Origin of the sequence: Pseudomonas sp. HB05, assembly GCF_016756915.1 — a bacterium.
Lineage (GTDB): Bacteria > Pseudomonadota > Gammaproteobacteria > Pseudomonadales > Pseudomonadaceae > Aquipseudomonas > Aquipseudomonas alvandae.
The window spans coordinates 183066-198657 of the sequence record NZ_JAESPG010000010.1 but is presented as its reverse complement, the minus strand read 5'-3'; the positions used below and the strand labels follow the sequence as shown (position 1 = coordinate 198657).

General features: G+C 62.7%; 14 protein-coding genes. 2 read left to right on the top strand and 12 right to left on the bottom strand.

What is annotated here, in order from left to right:
- Positions 1–89: 89 nt before the first annotated feature.
- The gene (locus tag JMN22_RS12415; protein ID WP_272929138.1) at positions 90–1031 is read right to left on the bottom strand and encodes an alpha/beta hydrolase; all 942 of its coding nucleotides are present in this window, start codon (positions 1029–1031) and stop codon (positions 90–92) included.
- A 182-nt stretch (positions 1032–1213) separates the two neighbouring features.
- On the opposite strand from JMN22_RS12415, the gene JMN22_RS12410 reads away from it, so the two are divergent.
- On the top strand, positions 1214–1441 hold the full coding sequence (locus JMN22_RS12410; RefSeq protein WP_198795987.1) for a hypothetical protein: 228 nt from the start codon (positions 1214–1216) through the stop codon (positions 1439–1441).
- Between the two features lie 95 nt (positions 1442–1536).
- Positions 1537–2079 (top strand): hypothetical protein, encoded by a 543-nt coding sequence (locus JMN22_RS12405; RefSeq protein ID WP_030142076.1) that lies wholly within the window; start codon positions 1537–1539, stop codon positions 2077–2079.
- Positions 2080–2206: 127 nt separating this feature from the next.
- On the opposite strand, the gene JMN22_RS12400 is transcribed toward JMN22_RS12405, so the two are convergent.
- The 11 genes from JMN22_RS12400 to JMN22_RS12350 form a co-directional block, all read right to left on the bottom strand.
- A complete protein-coding gene (locus JMN22_RS12400) occupies positions 2207–3013 on the bottom strand; it encodes a ChbG/HpnK family deacetylase (RefSeq protein WP_198795988.1) in 807 nt (268 codons plus the stop codon).
- Positions 2985–4157, bottom strand: a complete 1173-nt coding sequence (locus tag JMN22_RS12395; protein ID WP_198795989.1) for a GNAT family N-acetyltransferase — start codon at positions 4155–4157, stop codon at positions 2985–2987. Before JMN22_RS12395 ends, JMN22_RS12400 begins: the two co-directional genes overlap by 29 nt.
- A gap of 5 nt (positions 4158–4162) precedes the next feature.
- Positions 4163–4852 (bottom strand): GNAT family N-acetyltransferase, encoded by a 690-nt coding sequence (locus tag JMN22_RS12390; protein ID WP_198795990.1) that lies wholly within the window; start codon positions 4850–4852, stop codon positions 4163–4165.
- Positions 4849–6744, bottom strand: a complete 1896-nt coding sequence (locus JMN22_RS12385; RefSeq protein WP_198795991.1) for a hypothetical protein — start codon at positions 6742–6744, stop codon at positions 4849–4851. The genes JMN22_RS12390 and JMN22_RS12385 overlap by 4 nt, the downstream gene beginning before the upstream one ends.
- A 377-nt stretch (positions 6745–7121) precedes the next feature.
- On the bottom strand, positions 7122–8426 hold the full coding sequence (locus JMN22_RS12380; RefSeq protein WP_198795992.1) for an oligosaccharide flippase family protein: 1305 nt from the start codon (positions 8424–8426) through the stop codon (positions 7122–7124).
- Positions 8423–9427: a polysaccharide deacetylase family protein gene (locus JMN22_RS12375; protein WP_030142081.1), complete on the bottom strand. Its 1005-nt coding sequence runs from the start codon at positions 9425–9427 to the stop codon at positions 8423–8425. The genes JMN22_RS12380 and JMN22_RS12375 overlap by 4 nt, the downstream gene beginning before the upstream one ends.
- A gap of 11 nt (positions 9428–9438) precedes the next feature.
- Entirely contained in the window at positions 9439–10575 is a 1137-nt protein-coding gene (locus JMN22_RS12370) for a glycosyltransferase family 2 protein (protein WP_198795993.1), read from the bottom strand.
- Positions 10568–11527 (bottom strand): glycosyltransferase, encoded by a 960-nt coding sequence (locus tag JMN22_RS12365; RefSeq protein ID WP_030142083.1) that lies wholly within the window; start codon positions 11525–11527, stop codon positions 10568–10570. The genes JMN22_RS12370 and JMN22_RS12365 overlap by 8 nt, the downstream gene beginning before the upstream one ends.
- Complete coding sequence (locus JMN22_RS12360) at positions 11524–12894, bottom strand: O-antigen ligase family protein (RefSeq protein WP_030142084.1); 1371 nt, start codon at positions 12892–12894, stop codon at positions 11524–11526. The genes JMN22_RS12365 and JMN22_RS12360 overlap by 4 nt, the downstream gene beginning before the upstream one ends.
- Entirely contained in the window at positions 12891–13994 is a 1104-nt protein-coding gene (locus JMN22_RS12355) for a glycosyltransferase family 4 protein (protein WP_030142085.1), read from the bottom strand. The genes JMN22_RS12360 and JMN22_RS12355 overlap by 4 nt, the downstream gene beginning before the upstream one ends.
- Positions 13991–15583 carry a GumC family protein gene (locus JMN22_RS12350; protein ID WP_198795994.1) on the bottom strand — a complete coding sequence of 531 codons (1593 nt, stop codon included), beginning with the start codon at positions 15581–15583 and terminating at the stop codon, positions 13991–13993. The genes JMN22_RS12355 and JMN22_RS12350 overlap by 4 nt, the downstream gene beginning before the upstream one ends.
- Between the last annotated feature and the right edge of the window lie 9 nt (positions 15584–15592).

Below are 15592 nucleotides of genomic sequence, written 5' to 3'. Positions count from 1 at the left end.
CTTGCTCGCGATAGCGGTGGTTCAGTTTGCATCCATGTGAATGTGCCGCCGCCATCGCGAGCAAGCTCGCTCCCACAGGTGGTTGTGGATCAACCCGCTTTGTCCGGGCTGGCCTGGGAGTTTCCAGCCACCGACGAGGGGGTACTTTTCATCAACGCGTCCAGCGCCTGCCGATACGTCCTGCCCGCCAGGCTCATGCTGTTGTTATGCGTGGCTCCGGGCACCAGCAGCAAACGCTTGGGTTCCCGGGCGGCGTTGAACAACTGTCCGCTGAAGCGGGGGGGCACGTAGCGGTCGGCCGCACCATGGACAATCAACAGCGGCATGTTGATCTCGCCGATCTTGTCGATGGAGTCGAACTTCTGCGAGAGCAACCAGCGCACCGGCAAGGACGTGTCGGCCATGGCGGTGGCGACATCGCCCAGCGATGTAAATGTGGATTCGATCACCAGGCCTCGGGCCGGCACCGGGGTGCCGTTGCTTGCAGCCTCCTGGCCCAGTTCCGCCGCCAGGTCCACCGCGACGGCGCCACCCAGCGAATGACCGTAGATCAGCCGCAGGGCCGGATCCGGTTGCAGCTTTACGAGGTGCTCCCAGGCGACTCGCGCGTCTTCGTAGACGCTGGACTCCGACGGCAGGTCCCCCTGACTCTTGCCGAAGCCACGGTAATCGATTGCCAGCACCGAATAGCCCAGCGCCCTTAATTGCTGGATGCGAAACAATTGCCCGGTCAGGTTCCAGCGCACACCGTGCAAGTACAGGATGGCCGGTGCGTTCTTGCGTTCAGCCGGCCACCACCAGCCATGGATATTTTCCCCGGCCTTGAAATTCTTGGGCTTGAGATCGAATTCCTGCAAACCGCTGGGAAGGCCGCTGAACCAGCTCGCCGTTCCCGGCTCGATGCGAAACACCAGCTCGCGCTCCTTGTGCTGCAACGCCGCGCAGCCCACTGGCAGGCCGACCACCATCGCGGTCATCAACGACCAGGCCAGCCAGCGCTGTTTGAAGCGAGAACATAAAAATGCGGGCATCGATGCGATTCGCTACTCGGACAGAAGCTGCTTTTTAGCAGATTCTCTGGATTGCGCGCAGGGATTTCGGACAGTTTACCCGTGGTTTCGCTCTGCCTTTCCAGGGTACGTGCAACCCGATCGAACTCTCGCCGTTTCGCCCCACTCGAAAATTCGACAACCATCACATCGAGGACGACATCATGACGATCGAGCATTCCAAAGGGCAGACCCAACCTGGCAACAATGCACCGGCGAAAGACGCTTCCGGTGAGCCGGTGGATGTGGTCGAGCGCGATGTGCGCCAGCCGGATTCGGCAACTGACAAAGTGGACAAGACGATCACGCCCAAGTCGATCAAGAGCCATGAACAGGATGCCGAAAAACTTCAGGACAAGGTCGCCCAGGTGGAGAAAAAGCTCGACCGATAGACGACGCTGTCATTCGTCCGGAGCGCACTTTTCGTGGCTGGAAAATACTTCACCCGTGTGCCTTACTCCTTGTTCCTGAGGGGGAGGGCAACGCGATGCGACGTAGAAGCGCACAGTATTGGCTTTGGGTGAACAGCCGGTTGCCAGGCCGCAACCACGAAGAAGTTCTTGAGGACGGCACGCAGGTCGAGGTCCAGACACGGATCAACCAGCAGAGCATCACACAGGTTTTCGTCTGTGTTTATCGACCGAACGGCTCCGTCTGGGTCGAGGAATTCCATGACCGCGCCTTGCGTGAACCCCTTCCCCAGGCGCTGGAATGGGGCCTGGATCGGGCGCGGGAAATCGTCGCCGGTACGGCAGGCTTCAAGGCTCCTCACCGGATCCAGATGACCCTTGGGCCGCTGATCCAGGACGAATGCGCCCTGGCGCTCAGGCGCATGGACATGAGCGATGAAGAACGACACAGGCTCAAGGCCCGGGATGCATGGGTTGAATACCTGAATGCCAAGGCAGCGATGCTGGTGCTGATGCGTTCGGTCCGGGTCGACGCCATGGTGTGGGAGGCGCAAAGACGTCGGCTGCGTGAAGCCATCGATCGCCGTGCCTCGCTGGCGCGGGTGAGCCTGGGTCACTGACGTCGACGCAAGGCATGCAGCTATTGCTGTGGGAGCGGGCTTGCTCGCGAAGACGGTGTGTCAGTCAGTAAGAATGTTGACTGTCAGGACGCTTTCGCGAGCAAGCCCGCTCCCACAGGATTTGCGTTTAACTCGGTTCTGGTGGAGTCACTCCCACGTCAACCAGCAAGAACCTGCGCCCATTCTCGCCATACCCCACCTTCGGCACCCCCGCCAGGCGCTGGTGCAGCACCTGGGTCAGTGAGTTGCCCGGTAGCAAACTGGCGTCACCGAAGTCGCCATCCAGTTCCAGTGGATGAACGATTACTTCCAGCGAACCGTGGCCCGGCGGCGCGGCGTGGTCAAGGTCCGCTGGTGTGCAGACGTAGTCGGCGGTCGCGCCGCACAGCCGGCGCAGGCGATGATTGAACAACGTCTTGAAGATGCGCTTGGGCACGCTCAGGTTTGGCCCCAGGTTGCGCGCCAGGCGCACCGGTACGCCGTGTCGAGCGGCGAAGCGTGCCACCAGCTGTCCGACGGGCCAGATGTTGTGCACGTGCTGATGCGAGTCCAGGTGGCTGGGGCGCAGGCCACGGTCAAGGCAATGTTGCCACTGGGCCTGGAGCTCTTCTTCCACCGCCGCCAGATCTCGCGACCCAAGGCGCAGGCAGTATCGCGAGAGGTTGAGGTCGAACTCGCCCGCGGCATTGCAAAAATTTTTCCGTGACTTGATCGCCGGGCTCAGCGGCGGTCCATAACTGAGGTTGAAATGCAGGCCGACGCGCCCTTCAAGCAACGGGTGCCGGGACAGTTCGCACGCCTGGTCGAACCCCGGCATGTTGGCCATCGCCGTGGCGGAGCTGATCACGCCGGCCTCGAAGGCTCGCAGGATCAGGTCGTTTTCACTGAGGCTGAGCCCGAAGTCATCAGCGTTGACGATCACTTGGCGAGGCATGCGTATTCTCGTGATGTTTGGTGGAAGACGCCGTCGTCGCGGCTGGTTTGGCCTTGCGCTTGCCGAGCCAGGGTTTCAGGCTCTTCCATAGCCGCAAGGCCAACCCCAGGAGCAAGCCATCGGGTTGCCAGGAGTAAAAACTCCAGCGCCACTGTTCAAGTTGTCCGGTCATGCGCTCGTGCAGTTGGTGGTTGGAGTTCTCCAGGCTGACCCGCGACGCATCGATCCACCGCCAGTTTTCGTCCAGCCCCCAGCGAATCCACTCTTCGAGCAATACCCGGCCGCTGCCCAGGTCGGCGTGTTGCGGCAGGAACGCCAGGTTGTAGTCATACAGCCGGCCCTGATCCAGCAGGCCGAGGCGATAGCTGATGCATTCGCCGTGCAGCTCCAGCATCACCACTCGCACCAGGCCCTGGGCGGCGAGGGCGGTGAAGGCGAGGTTCATCCATTGCCGGCGAAGGGGTGTGGCGAAGATGCCGACGCCTTCCTCGCCTTTCCAACTGGCGTCCTCGACATCGGCCAGGGCGCGCAACAGTTGCCCCATGCTGATGGCGTCTGGCGTTATCCGACGGATCTCGGCACCACAAGCCGCGATTCGCTTGCGCGCTCGCCGCAGCTTGTAGCGTGGATCGCCAGAGATCTCCTGATGGTCGCTTTCAGTGATCAGGTGCACCGGAACCCGGCAACTGAGGCGCCGCTCTCCGGTGGAACTCAGCGCCATCCAGGCGCTGAGGACGCTTTGCTCCCCGACGGGCTCGATCACTTCATTGATTTGCAGCAACGCGTGGGGCAAATGCTGACGGATCTGCATCAGCGCCTGGCCCATGCCCTCGGCGTCCATGCGCGCCAGCAGGGCGATGCGGTCGGCCATTGGAAAACCCAAATGACGCAACACCCGGAACCGCAGCCCGCCGATACGTTCCAGTCCTGATATCAGGGGCAGGCAGAAGCACAAGGTCTGGTCCTGCCAGCCCAGCAGGATATGCAGTTGCTGCTCCGGCACCAGGGCGAATTCCGCCGCCTGCAGCCAGGCCAGGGTGTTGAACGGTGTGGCGTCGGCCACCTGCGTTCGCAGCTGTTCATAAGCTGTTGCAGGGAAATCCTCCGCGCCCAGGGAGCGACACCATTGGTACCGGATCGCCATGGAAGTCAGGCCGCTGCTGTCGAGGTAACCGGCTGGGCCGGTTTACGAAAGCCGTCCAGCACAGAACCGCGGTAAAGCGTGTCGCGAAAGAACCTCCAATGACCGAACAGGCGATACACGTGGGTGATCTTGCCGCGCTCCTGGAAGCCCATGCGGATATGCATCTTGATCGCCTGGACGTTTTGCAAATCGCAGACATCGACCATCGTGTGGCATCCCTGGTCTGCCATGACTTTCCATACCTCCAACTGCATGTCCGCCGAGATACTGGTTCCCCAGTATCGACGAATCGCCTCGCCACCGAACTGGAAGTACTCGCCAGGCTGGATCGGAAAGTTGCAGCGATAGAAATGACGGTCGAAATAGTCCCGGGTGCTGGCCCAGGCGAAGCCCACGGTATCGCCCTGATCATCCAGGTACATCAAGCCTGTATAACCTTCGGCCGCCAACTCGCGCATGGTTTCGACGCGGTCGCCGAAGTGCCGGGCAAATGCGTCGGCGTTGGCGATTGTGATGAATTCCAGGCGCATTGGTGGGTAGGGCTTGAGGTTGTGTGGGGGGAGCGGGGTGCGTATATCGTGCTCCAGCCACACCAGTCGGGTATGGGAAAATACGTAGCGTCTGCATAGCTGTTTTAGGACGGCGCGCAGACCTTTTTTCTGGATGTGATCACGCAATGTTTGCAGAGCGTTCATGGTGCCTCCTGACGGGTGGCGGGTTGGGGTGAAAGCGGAGCTGTCCAACCGAGGGCGAACACGGTTTCCCCTGGCAGGAGAAAGCCGACCTGGCCGGCCTTGCAATCAAACGGAACGTTTTTGCTGCGGTTGTCCGGGCCGAAATACAGGAGGCTCATGCCTGGCTGGGGGCAGGCCGTGCCGTCGAGGCTGACCTGATGGGCTCGCGTGCTTTTGTTCACGCCCAGCAGGTTGCGTTGCTTGCCGGTGGCCATGGCCAGTACGTCGACTTCAAACGCGTCGTTGTCCAGGCGCAGCACCTGGTCGAGCCAGTGCTGCTGGATGAACTGCTGGGCCAGGCCTACGGGCTTGAGTTCGAAGCGCTCATTGTCCAGCACCCGCACCATGCCCTTGGGGTATTCAGGTTCGTCGGCGAGCATGAACCAGTTGAGCATGTCGAGCCATCCATCCGCGGAGGCGTTGATCGCCACCGAGGTCCACCACAAGGCCGCGTAGTGGGTCTCCTGGTCGTAAGGGCTCAGGCTCGAGCCGCTGGACATGTTGGTCTGGTCCAATAGCAAAGCCTTGCGGGGCCGGCCCTGGCTGTCCAGTCCCACCAGGTTGGCGGCTTGGCGGACGCTGTCGCGATAGACCCGGGTTGCCAGCAGGTCGCGGATCATCCATTCATGCCAGGCCAGGGCGTCGATCTGATCGTCGGACGTCGCGAGCAGGCGCCGTGCCCAGTCGATCCCGCGCTTGTCAGCTGCATTGTCGGTAAAGGGGCCATTGGTGAACCGGGAGCTGGCGGGTATGGCGATGCGAACACCGGCGCGTGCGTTGGCGGGATCGGCGCGGACCTGGGCAGCCATGCTTTGGAACACTTGCTGGAAACTGGCGAAGTCCGGGTAGTTCAGGTTTGGCTCGTCGGCAAAACTGAGGTAGTGGACGCCGTTGTCGTCCGAGGCTCGGGTCGACATGAGCCAGGCTTGCAAGCCGCTGAGACTGGTCCGGTCGGCCTGCAGATCCGCCCGGCGCTGACTGGCGGCCAACAGGGTAATGTCTTGGCTGATGCCGAAGCGCCCCCGGTACAAGCGTCGGAAAGCATCTTCGTGATTGACCTTGGCCGCCATGACGTCGACGAAGCTGTAGAGGGTTGCCGCCTGGGGTTTTAGCGCATCGAGCACCGCGTAGCTGGAGGGCGGCAGTAATTCATAGGGCATATATATGCCCAATTTGGGGGTCGTGCCGAGCGCCTCGTCGTGCAGCGTCAGGTGGGTCTGCCCCGGATCCTGGCGCACTGGTTGCAAGTGCGCCGGGTCTTGGGCGAACAGGTTGGCGGTGCCGTCCAACCAGAACGCGACCTTGCCGTTGCCTTGCAGGTGCACGCGCCAGATTTGGTCCGCGTCCGCCACCGGGAGGGCCACCTGATCGAATTGCCAATAGGCCCGCTGTGGCTTGAGATTCAGTTGCAGCTGCTTGCCGTCCGCAACCCGCCGGGCTTGCAACGCACGTACGCCGCCGTGGAACTTGCCCGCCAGCACCGCCTGTTCGCCCGCTGCCACTTTGAAATACAGCTCGTCGCCATCGTGGGCTTCAGCACTGAAATGCACCTTGGCCGGGGCGAACAACGCACGGATGCGCGCGTCGTGTTCGATGCTATAGCGCCGGAAACTGTAGCCGGGAATTTCCAGTCGGTAACTGGTGGCGCCCGGCAGCAGCGGCCATTGCTGCTCGCCACGGGTCTGATCCGCCTTGACCAGGCGCTCTCCCGCCAATCGCCCATGGCCGTCGAGCAGATACAGATGTTCGGCATTGGCCTCGGCTTGCCAGGCGGGCACCCAGCGGACGGTGACGGTGTCCGGGCGGTCGGTTTGCAGATACAGGCTGCCGTCACGGATGCCGGTCCATTGCATGGACGCGGCCTGGGCCGAGCAAGCCAATACCAGAAGACATAGACCCGCCGCGATTCTCCTCTGTGGGAGCGAGCCTGCTCGCGAAGAGGCCGTCACCTTCAACATCACCGCAAACTGACCCACCGCTTTCGCGAGCAAGCTCGCTCCCACAGTGGACCTGCGGTGAATGCGGATGCCATGTCCAACACCGGCCCCTTGTGGGAGCGAGCCTGCTCGCGAAGAGGCCGTCACCTTCAACATCACCGCAAACTGACCCACCGCTTTCGCGAGCAGGCTCGCTCCCACAGTAGATCTTCGGTGGATGCAGATGCCATGTCCGCCACCGGACCCTGTGGGAGCGAGCTTGCTCGCGATGGCGATTTTGCTGGACAAGGTATTCACGCAGATTTTCCCAACAGCATCTGACGCATCGGCAGCAGATCGCTGGGCAGGATAATCAGCGTCTGCCACGGCGACACGCCGCTGAGGCGGCAATACATGGCGAGCATCGGCAGGGTCACGCCCAGGTAGGCAATTGAAGAAGCGGCGGCAGCGCCGACGATGCCGTAGCGCGGGATCAGGATCACGTTCAGCGCCAGGTTCAACAGCGCCCCCCCGCCCATCATCAGCGAAACAGCGCCGGGGCGGTTCTTGCCTAGCAGGTCCAGGCGCAGGATGCTCGCGTAGCACAACCCGAATACCCCTGGCAGCAGCGCCAGCAGGGCCGGGTACGCCGGTTGATAGGCGATGCCGAACAGGGTGATGATCAGCCATTCGCCGACCAGTGCCATGCCCAGGCAGGCGCCCAGCATGGCCGTGGCGGTCAGGCGCAAGGCCAACGGGGTCAGGCGCTTCATATCGGTGTCTTGCTGCAGGAGCCTTTTCATCAGCGGCGTGGTGACCGCTTCCGGGACGATATGCAGCAGTTCCGCGGCGGCGCTGGCCATGGCGTAGTGTCCCAGCGCCGTGCTGCCCAGCAGTGCGCCGATGAACAGGTAGTCCGAGCGCATCATCAATTGCTGGAACAGGATATCCGGGTGACTGCGGACACCGTAATGCAACAGTTCGTTCTGGCCGGTGCGGTCCCAGCGCAGGGTGATCGAATGATCGCGACGCAACCACATCCAACCTGCCAGCACCACCAGGCTCAGGCCCGCCAGCCAGCTGATCAGCGCTGCTTCCAGCGCCGTGTCTTTCCATATCCAGAACAGCGCCACGAAGAGCAACAGCGGCACCAGGGATTCCATCAGCCGCAAGGCGTTGAACGCGCCAACGCCGCCGGAGGCGTTGTGCAGCGTCAGCAGGCCGCTCTTGAGTACCGCCAGCGGTACGGCCAGCAACAGCAGCCAGGCCAGCAGCCCCAGTTGCACGGCGATGTCCAGTTCGGCGCCGAACTCACGTACCAGCGCCACCACCAGCAACGTCAGCAGTCCCGCCAGCAGGCAACCGAAGACCAACACATGGCTGAGCAGCAGGCTCATCGAGCGGTGCTGCGCCGCCTGATAACCCACGGCGGAATTCAGCCCGCCACTGGTGATGGCGCTGATCAAGTCCGGCAGGGTGCTGAGCAGCGCCAACAGCCCGCGTTCGCTGGGCCCCAGGATCCGTGCCAGCAAGACGTTGCGCAACAGGCGCAGGCAGAGCATCGCCAGGCTTGTGCCCATGCTCAACACCAGGAGCTTGAGGTAACGTGCGCGGTTCATGAGCGGGCTCCTCGACGAATGCGCCAAGCCAACAATTCCGGGTGGCAGGCGTTGCGTTGGCTGACGCCGAAACGCGGCAGGTTCAGCGGGTCGCCGTCATGGCGATACAGTCCGGCCTGGGTGCCCAGCGCGAACGGAAAACCGTGGGCCGCCACATGCTCGCGCACACGGGCGTCGTTGTCCCCGTTGGGGTAGCAATACACCGGCAAGGGCTGGGCGCAGCCATTCTCCAGGGCGGTCCAGCTGCGGGTCAGTTCCTCGTGCAGGCGCTGGTCGTCCAGGCCCGTCAGAATCGCGTGGCTGGCGCCATGGGGGCCGAAGCGCACCAGGCCGGAATCTTCGAGCATGCGCACCTGGGTCCAGTCCAGCGCCTGGGGTTGGGCACCGTGCGGACAGGCTTCGGTGAGGTCGCTCAAGGTGCGCGCATCGAGGGTCTTGAGGCTTTGCAGATAGTGCAGTAGCGCCAGGCTGCGGCGCTCGTCGTCGATATCATCGAGCAGCACCGGTAACGGCCGGCCGGCGTGCTGCAAATGCTCGATCAGCGAATGCCGTGCTACCTGCCCATGGCTGCCCCACAGGGTTTCGCCGATGCTTTCCCACCAGAAGTGCTGGCGGCTGCCGACGAAATCGGTGGACAGGAAAATGCTCGCAGGCACTTGGTATTGGCGCAGCAGGGGAAAGGCGTTCATGGCATTGTCGCGCCAGCCATCGTCGAACGTCAGGGCCACCCGGGGACGGTTTGGAACGCTTTCAGGGTCGGCCAGCAGCAACGTCATCAGGGGCACGCATTCAAAATGCCGTTGCAGCCAGATCAGCAAATGTTCGAATGCATCGGGCCCCACGCACAGCTCGTTGCGATGGGGCAGTTCGGCGGCGCGGTCGTTGTTCAGCACCCGGTGCAGCATCAGGATGACGCCGGCGCCACGCAACGGATGGCGACCCAGGGACGTGTTCAGGTACAGCCAGCCGCCGGTGCGCTTGAAAACGTATTTGATCGACATCGGCCATCTCCTTAACGATTCTGCTCGGGATTCCATTGGCTGTAGCGCTGGCCTCGCAGGAACTGCCAGAGCCCGATGCTCATGCCCGCCAGCGTCACCAGCACGAACGCCGCCAGGCGAAAGGGCCGGGGCAAACGGTGGCCGGCGTCCAGCAACCCGATCAGTGCCATGGCGTAGCCGAGCAACTGCGCCACCAGGCTCAGGCGATAGAACGGATGGTCGTTCCACAGCCAGGCGTTGCTCAACAACAAGGGCAGCAGCAGCACCGGCGCCAGGCGGCGGATCAATTTGTGGCTGATCAACCCGATGGCATAGAGCCCATGACGCAGCGGGTTGAGCAGTTCCCGACGCTGGGCGAGGCTCTGCAACCCGCCGACGGTGACCCGCTGGCGACGACGAAACTGCTTGCCGGCTTCGTCCACGCCCTGGTCGGTCACCCGGGCCTTCGGTGCATAAACGATGGATTTGCCGGCTGCCGGCGCGCAGGTGCTGAGGAAAAAGTCATCGTTGACTTGCGCCGGTATCGGCTGGAACAGTGCCCGGCGCAGCGCCAATAACGCGCCGTCGGCCGAGACCATGCAGCCTGTGCGGCTTTCCACCCGGCGCAACCAGCCTTCATAGTGCCGATAAAGGCTGTCGCCCAGGCTCAGGCCTTTGCCCGGCACGGGGATGTCCATGTGCCCGGCGCAGGCGCCAACTTCCGGATCGCCCAGCGGCGCCAGCAAGTGGCCGAGCGTGTCCGGGGCCCATTGATTGTCCGCGTCGGTGAACACCAGGATCTCGCCATAGCTATGGGCCACGCCGGTATTGAGGGCGGCGGCCTTGCCCTGGCGTGGCAGGTCGAGCACGGTGATGCGCGAGTCGCCGATTTTGCGCGCGCAGGCCACGGTGTCGTCGGTGGAACCGTCGCTGGCGAGAATGATCCGCAGCGAATGCGCCCGATAGTCTTGGGCCAGCAAGGTGCGCAACTTTTCTTCGATGTGCCGCGCCTCGTTGTGGGCGGCGATGACGATACTGACATCCATCGGCAAGGGTTTGCCGTAGCGCCGTACCGGAAAAAAAGGCGTCAGTAGGGTTAACAGCACGGGGTAGCCGAGGTAGGCGTACACCGGCAGCAACAGGCAAGACCAATAAATGAATTCAGCCACGGGCAGGTCTCCTGGCATTCCATTGAAAAAGATTGAGCAGCAACGCGGCGCCAGTCAGGTGCAAGCGCACCTCGTGCAAGGCCCACAATTGCAACGTCAAGCGCGGGGCGCGGTGGCTCTGGCGCAGGCTGAGAAACAAGGCCGGCAACGTGGCGATCAATAACAGCATCAAGGCCGGGCGCGCCTGGCCTTGGAGCAGGGCGACCAGTGCCAGGAAATCCAGGCCCCAGATGCCCACCGACAGCGCAGGAAAACGCAACAGGCGCAGGCTCGGCCCGTGACTGCGCAACAACTGCCAGTGACTGCCCTGGCGCCACAGTTCCTTGCTCATCCACTCGCGCCAACTGCCTTCGTAACCCCAGTGCAAGGCCAGGCTTTCAGTGACCAGCAGCAACTGCGCTCCGGCTTCGCGCAAGCGCAGGGAAAAATCCTTGTCTTCGCCGGTGCGCAGGGTTTCGTCGAAACCGCCGACCTGTTCGAACCAGGTGCGGCGCATCAGCAGGTTGGCGCTGGGCAGCCACTGCACCCGGCGCAAGGGGCGCGATCCCGGGCGCTGGCTGCGGCGCTGCCACGCTTGGGCGAACCAAGGCGCTTGCGCGGGCGTGTCCAGGTCAAGCCCCAGCACATCACCTTGGCGGCCTTCCATTTCAACCAACAACTTGAGCCAGTCGGCCGGCATTTCCATGTCGGCATCGATGAACGCCAGCCATTCACCGCTGGCGACCGCCGCGCCGCGGTTGCGCAGGGCGCCGATGTGCACGCCAGGCACGATCAGCACACGTGCGCCCAGTTCGTTGGCGATGCGCGGGCCGTGATCGTCCGAGCCGTTGTCGACCACGATCAGCTCGCATTCCAGTTGCGCCTGGCGAGCCGCTTCCTGCGCGGCCAGCAACGTACGGCCGATGTGGCGGGCCTCGTTGTACATCGGGATGACGACGCTTACGCGGCTCATGAACGGGCCTCCTGCGGCTCGACCTGTTCGGCGTGGTAGCGCAGCACACTGGTCAAGGCGAGCATGATCCACAGCAACTTGTGGTTCTGCGCGCTGAGGAACATCAGGAACAATGCCAGCGACAGGAAACTCATGCCCAGGTGCGTCAACAGGTCCGCCTGGGCCCAGTCCCGACGCTGGAGCCAGAGTTGGCGCGCGCGCACCAGGTTGTAGAGGCCCAGCCCAATCATGCCGACAAACATCAAGCCGGCCGGCACGCCGACTTCGCTGAAGATCTCCAGATAGGTGTTATGGGCCTGGCGGTACAGATCCCCCCGTTTGCGATTGGCCGAGAACGCCTTCGCGTAACCGGTGGGGGCGTAGTGCTCTGGAAACGTTCCCGGGCCGGAACCGAGTATCGGCTTCTCCCGGATCATCTGGCTGCCCACCACGATGTACGAGGCGCGGCGTCCCAAGGATCCGTCCTGGTAGGCGTTGGCGCCGGAACTGAGAATGCTCAATGACTGGATGCGTGCCACGTAGCCAGCCGGCATCAAGGCGATTGTCGCCGGAACAGCCAGCGCCAGGCCGAGCATCGCGAACCCCAGGTGCCGGGGACGTATGCGTGGCAGCTGCGCCCTGTAGTGATACAACCCGATCACCAGGCTGAGCAGCAACACGACCAGGCCTGAGCGTGATTCGGTCTTGGTCATGCCGCCCAACAACAGGATGAAACCGCCACCCCAGAACAAGCGTTGCAGCAAGTTCTGGCTGCGAATGGTCAACCACAATGCCAGCGGCACGGTAAACGCAATCAACAGGGCAAAGGCGTTCGGGTCCTCCAACAGACCCGAGGCGCGGCCCTGATCCTGGTATTTGGCTGAAAACATCGCGAGCACGCAGGCCGTGGCGACGCTCACGGTCATCAGTCGGGCGAACATATCCAGGTTCAGCTCGCGGCCAATCAGCAACGTGATCACGAACAGAATCAGCCCTACCGAGAGTTCACGCAGCTGTGTCAGGGACAGGTCCATGTTTTCCGAGATCAACAGGCTCAGGCCATACAGGGCCATGAAGCCGAGCAGCGGCTTCCAGATATTGCTGCGCAAGCGCGTCGCAGGAATCTGGTGCAAGGCCAACTGCAGCATCAGGATCAGGATCAGCGCCACACCGAAGAATTTGCTGCCGGAAAACGCGTTGTCCTTGAACAGGCCTTCGAACGGGAGCAGCGCGGCAATGCCCAGCAAACCCCAAGTGGGCTTGCGGTACAGCATGGCAACGCCCACGAGCCCAAGCACCGCACCCGGTGCGAGAAACGGATAAGGACTGGCCAGCAATGCCAGGCACACCAGCCCCAGCAGACTGACGATCGAGAGCGGGACGATCATGGCCGAGCCTCCCGTGCCGTGCGGATATAAAGTTGTGACCAGCGTTCGGCCAGCGTGCGCAGGTCATAGCGGTCGCTTTGGGTACGGCGCGCGTTGTCGGCGAGGATTCGCGCCAGGGGCGGTTCGCTGTACAGCGTTTCGATCTGGCGTGCCAGCTCCTCGCTGTCGGCCGGCGTGGCGAGCAGGCCGTTGTGACGGTCCTGCAGGATATCGGGAATACCGCCGACGCCGAACGCCACCACCGGCACGCCGGCCTGCATGGCTTCGAGCAGGATCATCGGCGTGCCTTCGGTGCGCGAGCTGATCACCAGCGCATCGAGGCGGCTCCACCAGTCGTCCATGTCGGTCTGATAGCCGGGCAACTCGATGCGCGTTGGCAGCCCGGCATCGGCGATGCGTTTGAGCAACGGCTGGCGTTCCGGGCCATCGCCGAGCATCACCGCGTGCAAGGACGCATGGCGCTGGCACAGCGGGATCATCGCGTCGAGGAACAGGTCCGGACCTTTTTCGCTGCTCAAGCGGCCGACGTAGCCGACCCGCCAGCGTTGCCTGTCGTCGCGATGGGGCAGCGGCGTCGTGGCGGCTGGCAAACCGTTGGGAATCACGTCGAGCTTGTCCGCGTTAACGCTGGCCTGGCGGTGCAGCGCGGCGATGCTTTCGGCCACGCAAACCACACGCTTGACCGGCGCGGTGCGGCACAGTTGCAGGCTCAGCCACGTATAGAACCGCTGCTTGGGACTGCGTGGCGTGAAGCCGTGCTGGGTGATCACCAGCGGCAGGCGCAGCATCGTGGCCGCGGCCCAGCCGAACAACAGGCCCTTGAAGTTGTGCGTATTGATCAGCGGTCGCTCGTCGCGCCGGTGCCGCAAATGCTGCAAGAGCTCGGCCCAATTGGCGCAATGGCAGCAATCGACCCCGGCCTGGCGGAACCGCGTGATCAACGTCGGCGGCGCCGCCAGGAACACCACTTGATGCTGGCCGGGCGTCGCCAGGCAATGATCGAGCAACATCCGCTCGGCCCCATAGAAGCCGCCGCTGTCGAGCAGATGAATGATCGACAGGGGGCTGTCTTGGCGGGACGGGCCGAACGGCGCGTTCAATTTTTCACCCAATGGACAAGGCTGGGCACGCTCCAGTTGCGGTGCGGGTTGATCTGTTCGGGCGATTGCTCGTTGATCACCAGCAGCACCGGCAGATCCAATTGGTGGCTGATTTGCGCAGGGTGCTTGAAGCGATGGTCGAAGAACTCACGCACATAGACCAGGGCGATCGCCAGCAGCAGGCCGCTGAACAGGCCGAAGGCGATGATCAGCACCGGCTTGGGAAACGCTGCGGCGGTCGGTTCGAACGGCGGGCTCAGGACCCGGGCATTGGACAGGTCGTTGTCCAGTGAACGGGCGGAACTGGCTTCGGCGAAGCGTTGGGCATAGGTGGAGAACGCCGCGTGGAGCGCGTTGATCTCGGTGTCCATTTGCCGCAGTTTGCTCTGGGTTTCCTGCAACTGGTGGATGCGGTCCTTGAAGGCGGCGATGCGTTCGACTTTCTGATTGATCACCGAGCTGACCACCGCCAGGTCGGTGGTGCGTTCCTGGATGCGGTTATTCACCACTTTCAGGAATTGCTGGCGGGTACGCATGATCTGCTCGCGCGCCAGCAACATCGGTTCGCTGCTGGGCTGGAAAATCGCCAGGTCGTTCATGTAGCGGCTGACCTGGCTGGTCAATTGCTCACCCAATTGCCTGATTTCCCTGTCCTCGAAGGCGATGTTGTCCACGGTGGTGGTGAAGGTGAAGGGGAAGGTGTAGTCGTTGAACCGCGAACTGTTCGCCGCCGCCAGGCTGGTCTTGAGGTAATCGAGCCAGCGTTGGCTTTGCAGCAGGCGATCCTGGTACAGGTTCAGGGCCTGCTCTTCGGTGTTGATCGCATTCAAGCGGAACGTGATTTCTTCCTTGGGATCGGAAGAACCAACGCCCTCGAGCAGCGTCAGCCGGTTGCCTTCCAAACCGTCAAGGCGCGTCTGGTACTGGACTTTCTTCTGCTCGTAGAACGTCTGGGGCAACTCGATCGACTGCAAGTCCTGGCGGCCGGTGAGGTAGTTCTGCAGCAGTTGCCCCACGAACCGGGTGCCCTGGGCCGGATCACCGAAGCTGTAGACAATGGAGATCACGTTGGAACCGGGCAGGGTCTCGATCTTCAGGTTTTCGATCGCCTCGTCGGTCAGCGTGTCGAGCACCGTGTCGCGCACGGGGTCGACTTCAAGCCCCAGGCCGTCACGCACCGGGTTGATGACGTATTCGCGCAGCGGCTGGGTGATGTAGCGCTTGAACGGTTCGCTCACCCATTTGTTGAGGACGCCCGGGCTTGGGGTGTATTCACCCTGGTCGCGCAGGGTCTTGATGGTTTCGCGAATCAACGCCGGCGAGCGCAGGATGTTGCTCTCGGTTTCCATGTCCGCCAGGGATGGCGGAACGAACGTCGCGTTTTCCTGGTTCAGCGAAGTCGTGGCATCGCCTTGGGAGAGCTTTTTCGACTGGACGATCACCTGGGCGGTGATGTCGAAGCTCTGCTTGAGCATCAACGGCAGCACCAGGGCGATCACGGCGAAAATCAGGAAGACGCGCTTCACCCACTGCTTGTTGGCGAAGAAGATCCTGAAGAACTCGTGCAGGTAGTTTTCCTTGGGATTCATGATCATTCA

Bases quoted from the DNA above. Each gene is read 5' to 3' on its own strand.
- JMN22_RS12405 (WP_030142076.1), top strand. From the start codon at position 1,537: ATGCGACGTAGAAGCGCACAGTATTGGCTTTGGGTGAACAGCCGGTTG.
- JMN22_RS12410 (WP_198795987.1), top strand. From the start codon at position 1,214: ATGACGATCGAGCATTCCAAAGGGCAGACCCAACCTGGCAACAATGCA.
- JMN22_RS12350 (WP_198795994.1), bottom strand. From the start codon at position 15,583: ATGAATCCCAAGGAAAACTACCTGCACGAGTTCTTCAGGATCTTCTTC.
- JMN22_RS12390 (WP_198795990.1), bottom strand. From the start codon at position 4,852: ATGAACGCTCTGCAAACATTGCGTGATCACATCCAGAAAAAAGGTCTG.
- JMN22_RS12360 (WP_030142084.1), bottom strand. From the start codon at position 12,894: ATGATCGTCCCGCTCTCGATCGTCAGTCTGCTGGGGCTGGTGTGCCTG.
- JMN22_RS12400 (WP_198795988.1), bottom strand. From the start codon at position 3,013: ATGCCTCGCCAAGTGATCGTCAACGCTGATGACTTCGGGCTCAGCCTC.
- JMN22_RS12365 (WP_030142083.1), bottom strand. From the start codon at position 11,527: ATGAGCCGCGTAAGCGTCGTCATCCCGATGTACAACGAGGCCCGCCAC.
- JMN22_RS12380 (WP_198795992.1), bottom strand. From the start codon at position 8,426: ATGAACCGCGCACGTTACCTCAAGCTCCTGGTGTTGAGCATGGGCACA.
- JMN22_RS12385 (WP_198795991.1), bottom strand. From the start codon at position 6,744: ATGCAATGGACCGGCATCCGTGACGGCAGCCTGTATCTGCAAACCGAC.
- JMN22_RS12375 (WP_030142081.1), bottom strand. From the start codon at position 9,427: ATGTCGATCAAATACGTTTTCAAGCGCACCGGCGGCTGGCTGTACCTG.
- JMN22_RS12415 (WP_272929138.1), bottom strand. From the start codon at position 1,031: ATGCCCGCATTTTTATGTTCTCGCTTCAAACAGCGCTGGCTGGCCTGG.
- JMN22_RS12395 (WP_198795989.1), bottom strand. From the start codon at position 4,157: ATGGCGATCCGGTACCAATGGTGTCGCTCCCTGGGCGCGGAGGATTTC.